Origin of the sequence: Pseudomonas sp. Leaf59, assembly GCF_920984685.1 — a bacterium.
Taxonomy (GTDB): domain Bacteria; phylum Pseudomonadota; class Gammaproteobacteria; order Pseudomonadales; family Pseudomonadaceae; genus Aquipseudomonas.
The window spans coordinates 1-5550 of the sequence record NZ_CAKLBR010000038.1 but is presented as its reverse complement, the minus strand read 5'-3'; the positions used below and the strand labels follow the sequence as shown (position 1 = coordinate 5550).

Here is a 5550-nt window from a genome sequence, read left to right as displayed (position 1 = left end):
GGGTTTCGGAATTTAATCTTGACGATGACCTACTCTCACATGGGGAAACCCCACACTACCATCGGCGATGCATCGTTTCACTACTGAGTTCGGGATGGGATCAGGTGGTTCCAATGCTCTATGGTCGTCAAGAAATTCGGGTACTGAGTCGCGGCCAGATGGCCTCGCTTCAGCAAATTGGGTATGTGACAGCTGTCGGTGTTTTGTGAGCGTCGAACTTTCGGTTCATCTCGTCTTCACACACCGCAATCTGATGCTTCTACTTGTTTCCAAGTCAGGAGTAGTCAAATTGCTTGGGTGTTATATGGTCAAGCCTCACGGGCAATTAGTATTGGTTAGCTCAACGCCTCACAGCGCTTACACACCCAACCTATCAACGTCGTAGTCTTCGACGGCCCTTCAGGGAACTCAAGGTTCCAGTGAGATCTCATCTTGAGGCTAGTTTCCCGCTTAGATGCTTTCAGCGGTTATCTATTCCGAACATAGCTACCCGGCAATGCCACTGGCGTGACAACCGGAACACCAGAGGTTCGTCCACTCCGGTCCTCTCGTACTAGGAGCAGCCCCTCTCAAATCTCAAACGTCCACGGCAGATAGGGACCGAACTGTCTCACGACGTTCTAAACCCAGCTCGCGTACCACTTTAAATGGCGAACAGCCATACCCTTGGGACCGGCTTCAGCCCCAGGATGTGATGAGCCGACATCGAGGTGCCAAACACCGCCGTCGATATGAACTCTTGGGCGGTATCAGCCTGTTATCCCCGGAGTACCTTTTATCCGTTGAGCGATGGCCCTTCCATACAGAACCACCGGATCACTAAGACCTACTTTCGTACCTGCTCGACGTGTCTGTCTCGCAGTCAAGCGCGCTTTTGCCTTTATACTCTACGACCGATTTCCGACCGGTCTGAGCGCACCTTCGTACTCCTCCGTTACTCTTTAGGAGGAGACCGCCCCAGTCAAACTACCCACCATACACTGTCCTCGATCCGGATAACGGACCTGAGTTAGAACCTCAAAGTTGCCAGGGTGGTATTTCAAGGTTGGCTCCACGCAGACTGGCGTCCACGCTTCAAAGCCTCCCACCTATCCTACACAAGCAAATTCAAAGTCCAGTGCAAAGCTATAGTAAAGGTTCACGGGGTCTTTCCGTCTAGCCGCGGATACACTGCATCTTCACAGCGATTTCAATTTCACTGAGTCTCGGGTGGAGACAGCGCCGCCATCGTTACGCCATTCGTGCAGGTCGGAACTTACCCGACAAGGAATTTCGCTACCTTAGGACCGTTATAGTTACGGCCGCCGTTTACCGGGGCTTCGATCAAGAGCTTCGCGTTAGCTAACCCCATCAATTAACCTTCCGGCACCGGGCAGGCGTCACACCCTATACGTCCACTTTCGTGTTTGCAGAGTGCTGTGTTTTTAATAAACAGTCGCAGCGGCCTGGTATCTTCGACCGGCATGAGCTTACGGAGCAAGTCCTTCACCCTCACCGGCGCACCTTCTCCCGAAGTTACGGTGCCATTTTGCCTAGTTCCTTCACCCGAGTTCTCTCAAGCGCCTTGGTATTCTCTACCCAACCACCTGTGTCGGTTTGGGGTACGGTTCCTGGTTACCTGAAGCTTAGAAGCTTTTCTTGGAAGCATGGCATCAACCACTTCGTGTTCTAAAAGAACACTCGTCATCAGCTCTCGGCCTTAAGATCCCGGATTTACCTAAGATCTCAGCCTACCACCTTAAACTTGGACAACCAACGCCAAGCTGGCCTAGCCTTCTCCGTCCCTCCATCGCAATAACCAGAAGTACAGGAATATTAACCTGTTTTCCATCGACTACGCTTTTCAGCCTCGCCTTAGGGACCGACTAACCCTGCGTCGATTAACGTTGCGCAGGAAACCTTGGTCTTTCGGCGTGGGTGTTTTTCACACCCATTGTCGTTACTCATGTCAGCATTCGCACTTCTGATACCTCCAGCAAGCTTCTCAACTCACCTTCACAGGCTTACAGAACGCTCCTCTACCGCATCACTTACGTGATACCCGTAGCTTCGGTGTATGGTTTGAGCCCCGTTACATCTTCCGCGCAGGCCGACTCGACTAGTGAGCTATTACGCTTTCTTTAAAGGGTGGCTGCTTCTAAGCCAACCTCCTAGCTGTCTAAGCCTTCCCACATCGTTTCCCACTTAACCATAACTTTGGGACCTTAGCTGACGGTCTGGGTTGTTTCCCTTTTCACGACGGACGTTAGCACCCGCCGTGTGTCTCCCATGCTCGGCACTTGTAGGTATTCGGAGTTTGCATCGGTTTGGTAAGTCGGGATGACCCCCTAGCCGAAACAGTGCTCTACCCCCTACAGTGATACATGAGGCGCTACCTAAATAGCTTTCGAGGAGAACCAGCTATCTCCGAGCTTGATTAGCCTTTCACTCCGATCCACAGGTCATCCGCTAACTTTTCAACGGTAGTCGGTTCGGTCCTCCAGTTAGTGTTACCCAACCTTCAACCTGCCCATGGATAGATCGCCCGGTTTCGGGTCTATTCCCAGCGACTAGACGCCCTATTAAGACTCGCTTTCGCTACGCCTCCCCTATTCGGTTAAGCTCGCCACTGAAAATAAGTCGCTGACCCATTATACAAAAGGTACGCAGTCACCCAACAAAGTGGGCTCCCACTGCTTGTACGCATACGGTTTCAGGATCTATTTCACTCCCCTCTCCGGGGTTCTTTTCGCCTTTCCCTCACGGTACTAGTTCACTATCGGTCAGTCAGTAGTATTTAGCCTTGGAGGATGGTCCCCCCATATTCAGACAAAGTTTCTCGTGCTCCGTCCTACTCGATTTCATGACTAAGAGATTTTCGCGTACAGGGCTATCACCCACTATGGCCGCACTTTCCAGAGCGTTCCGCTAATCTCAAAGCCACTTAAGGGCTAGTCCCCGTTCGCTCGCCACTACTAAGGGAATCTCGGTTGATTTCTTTTCCTCAGGGTACTTAGATGTTTCAGTTCCCCTGGTTCGCCTCTTACGCCTATGTATTCAGCGTAAGATAACCATCTTATGATGGCTGGGTTCCCCCATTCAGACATCTCCGGATCAAAGTCTGTTTGCCGACTCCCCGAAGCTTTTCGCAGGCTACCACGTCTTTCATCGCCTCTGACTGCCAAGGCATCCACCGTATGCGCTTCTTCACTTGACCATATAACCCCAAGCAATCTGGTTATACTGTGAAGACAACATTCGCCGAAAATTCGAATTTCTCAGTTAAGAGAACTCACAAATTTTACCTTAGCCTGATCCGTTACCAGTGAAAGTAACGTTCAGTCTATCTTTCTATCACATACCCAAATTTTTAAAGAACGATCTAATCAAAGACTAGAAATCAATATTCACGTCAGAATATTCATTTCTAAACTCTAACAGCAGAAGCAGTTAATGGTGGAGCCAAACGGGATCGAACCGTTGACCTCCTGCGTGCAAGGCAGGCGCTCTCCCAGCTGAGCTATGGCCCCATAACAAAATTGGTGGGTCTGGGCAGATTCGAACTGCCGACCTCACCCTTATCAGGGGTGCGCTCTAACCAACTGAGCTACAGACCCAATTTCGAGCGCGTAACTGATTAGCTAAGAGCTATCAGCTTGGAGCTTAAAGCTGCTTCTATCGTCTTCTTCAATGAATCAAGCAATTCGTGTGGGAACTTATGGAGCAGCTGATGTCGTCGATTAAGGAGGTGATCCAGCCGCAGGTTCCCCTACGGCTACCTTGTTACGACTTCACCCCAGTCATGAATCACACCGTGGTAACCGTCCTCCCGAAGGTTAGACTAGCTACTTCTGGTGCAACCCACTCCCATGGTGTGACGGGCGGTGTGTACAAGGCCCGGGAACGTATTCACCGCGACATTCTGATTCGCGATTACTAGCGATTCCGACTTCACGCAGTCGAGTTGCAGACTGCGATCCGGACTACGATCGGTTTTGTGGGATTAGCTCCACCTCGCGGCTTGGCAACCCTCTGTACCGACCATTGTAGCACGTGTGTAGCCCAGGCCGTAAGGGCCATGATGACTTGACGTCATCCCCACCTTCCTCCGGTTTGTCACCGGCAGTCTCCTTAGAGTGCCCACCATTACGTGCTGGTAACTAAGGACAAGGGTTGCGCTCGTTACGGGACTTAACCCAACATCTCACGACACGAGCTGACGACAGCCATGCAGCACCTGTCTCAATGTTCCCGAAGGCACCAATCTATCTCTAGAAAGTTCATTGGATGTCAAGGCCTGGTAAGGTTCTTCGCGTTGCTTCGAATTAAACCACATGCTCCACCGCTTGTGCGGGCCCCCGTCAATTCATTTGAGTTTTAACCTTGCGGCCGTACTCCCCAGGCGGTCAACTTAATGCGTTAGCTGCGCCACTAAAAGCTCAAGGCTTCCAACGGCTAGTTGACATCGTTTACGGCGTGGACTACCAGGGTATCTAATCCTGTTTGCTCCCCACGCTTTCGCACCTCAGTGTCAGTATTAGTCCAGGTGGTCGCCTTCGCCACTGGTGTTCCTTCCTATATCTACGCATTTCACCGCTACACAGGAAATTCCACCACCCTCTACCATACTCTAGTCAGTCAGTTTTGAATGCAGTTCCCAGGTTGAGCCCGGGGATTTCACATCCAACTTAACAAACCACCTACGCGCGCTTTACGCCCAGTAATTCCGATTAACGCTTGCACCCTCTGTATTACCGCGGCTGCTGGCACAGAGTTAGCCGGTGCTTATTCTGTCGGTAACGTCAAAACAATCACGTATTAGGTAACTGCCCTTCCTCCCAACTTAAAGTGCTTTACAATCCGAAGACCTTCTTCACACACGCGGCATGGCTGGATCAGGCTTTCGCCCATTGTCCAATATTCCCCACTGCTGCCTCCCGTAGGAGTCTGGACCGTGTCTCAGTTCCAGTGTGACTGATCATCCTCTCAGACCAGTTACGGATCGTCGCCTTGGTGAGCCATTACCCCACCAACTAGCTAATCCGACCTAGGCTCATCTGATAGCGCAAGGCCCGAAGGTCCCCTGCTTTCTCCCGTAGGACGTATGCGGTATTAGCGTCCGTTTCCGAACGTTATCCCCCACTACCAGGCAGATTCCTAGGCATTACTCACCCGTCCGCCGCTCTCAAGAGAAGCAAGCTTCTCTCTACCGCTCGACTTGCATGTGTTAGGCCTGCCGCCAGCGTTCAATCTGAGCCATGATCAAACTCTTCAGTTCAAACATCTTTGGGTTTTTAAGAAACCCTAAACTTGGCTCAGCAATCGTTGGTTATTCTTTGATTTCTCGCGGAGTAACTTGTGATGCTGATAATCTTGTTGACTATCAGTCTGACTCCACAAGCACCCACACGAATTGCTTGATTCAGTTGTTAAAGAGCGGTTGGTTAAGATCTTTCGTCTCAACCGAGGCGCGCATTCTACAGCAGCCTCATTTGCTGTCAAGTGATTATTTTCAGAAGCTTTCGAAGAATTCTTCAACAACTTCAACCACTTGCGCTTCCGATCTCTCGT

Annotated in this window: 2 tRNA genes and 3 rRNA genes; all 5 read right to left on the bottom strand. The window is 50.9% G+C overall.

The features are described from left to right. Positions 1-16: 16 nt before the first annotated feature. The 5 genes from rrf to LUB09_RS23785 all read right to left on the bottom strand — a co-directional run bounded on the left by rrf (position 17) and on the right by LUB09_RS23785 (position 5257). Positions 17-132, bottom strand: a 5S ribosomal RNA gene (gene rrf / locus LUB09_RS23805). A 172-nt stretch (positions 133-304) separates the two neighbouring features. Beyond that, positions 305-3196: ribosomal RNA gene (locus tag LUB09_RS23800) — 23S ribosomal RNA — on the bottom strand. 237 nt (positions 3197-3433) lie between these two features. Further along, positions 3434-3509: transfer RNA gene (locus LUB09_RS23795), tRNA-Ala, on the bottom strand. Between the two features lie 10 nt (positions 3510-3519). Next, positions 3520-3596: transfer RNA gene (locus LUB09_RS23790), tRNA-Ile, on the bottom strand. Between the two features lie 124 nt (positions 3597-3720). Further along, positions 3721-5257 (bottom strand): 16S ribosomal RNA (locus tag LUB09_RS23785). Together the 16S, 23S and 5S rRNA genes with 2 tRNA genes alongside form the textbook arrangement of a ribosomal RNA operon. Positions 5258-5550: the final 293 nt, after the last annotated feature.